At 56.2% G+C, this 1,304-nt stretch carries 1 rRNA gene; it reads left to right on the top strand.

The features are described from left to right. Positions 1 to 1,304 (top strand): 23S ribosomal RNA (locus tag IE275_RS45675); the annotation flags it as partial.

Below are 1,304 nucleotides of genomic sequence, written 5' to 3'. Positions count from 1 at the left end.
AAAAGCCTCTAGCGAGTTTCATGGCGGCCCGTACCCTAAACCGACTCAGGTGGTCAGGTAGAGAATACCGAGGCGTTCGGGTGAACTATGGTTAAGGAACTCGGCAAAATGCCCCCGTAACTTCGGGAGAAGGGGGGCCACGTCCGGTGATTGGATTTACTCCATGAGCTGGGGGTGGCCGCAGAGACCAGCGAGAAGCGACTGTTTACTAAAAACACAGGTCCGTGCGAAGCCGTAAGGCGATGTATACGGACTGACGCCTGCCCGGTGCTGGAACGTTAAGGGGACCGGTTAGTCACTCTTCGGGGTGGCGAAGCTGAGAACTTAAGCGCCAGTAAACGGCGGTGGTAACTATAACCATCCTAAGGTAGCGAAATTCCTTGTCGGGTAAGTTCCGACCTGCACGAATGGCGTAACGACTTCTCGACTGTCTCAACCATAGGCCCGGTGAAATTGCACTACGAGTAAAGATGCTCGTTTCGCGCAGCAGGACGGAAAGACCCCGGGACCTTTACTACAGTTTGATATTGGTGTTCGGTTCGGCTTGTGTAGGATAGGTGGGAGACTGTGAAGCAGGGACGCCAGTTCTTGTGGAGTCGTCGTTGAAATACCACTCTGGTCGTGCTGGATGTCTAACCTGGGTCCGTGATCCGGATCAGGGACAGTGTCTGATGGGTAGTTTAACTGGGGCGGTTGCCTCCTAAAGAGTAACGGAGGCGCCCAAAGGTTCCCTCAGCCTGGTTGGCAATCAGGTGTTGAGTGTAAGTGCACAAGGGAGCTTGACTGTGAGACCGACGGGTCGAGCAGGGACGAAAGTCGGGACTAGTGATCCGGCGGTGGCTTGTGGAAGCGCCGTCGCTCAACGGATAAAAGGTACCCCGGGGATAACAGGCTGATCTTCCCCAAGAGTCCATATCGACGGGATGGTTTGGCACCTCGATGTCGGCTCGTCGCATCCTGGGGCTGGAGTCGGTCCCAAGGGTTGGGCTGTTCGCCCATTAAAGCGGTACGCGAGCTGGGTTTAGAACGTCGTGAGACAGTTCGGTCCCTATCCGCTGCGCGCGCAGGAATATTGAGAAGGGCTGTCCCTAGTACGAGAGGACCGGGACGGACGAACCTCTGGTGTGCCAGTTGTTCTGCCAAGGGCATGGCTGGTTGGCTACGTTCGGGAGGGATAACCGCTGAAAGCATCTAAGCGGGAAGCCTGCTTCGAGATGAGTATTCCCACCCCCTTGAGGGGTTAAGGCTCCCAGTAGACGACTGGGTTGATAGGCCGGATCTGGAAGCCCAGTAATGGGTGGAGG

It is taken from the genome of Streptomyces phaeofaciens (genome assembly GCF_014648915.1).
Taxonomy (GTDB): Bacteria; Actinomycetota; Actinomycetes; order Streptomycetales; family Streptomycetaceae; genus Streptomyces; species Streptomyces phaeofaciens.
Note: the sequence above shows the minus strand (reverse complement) of the source record. Positions and strands in the feature narration are given on the sequence as shown.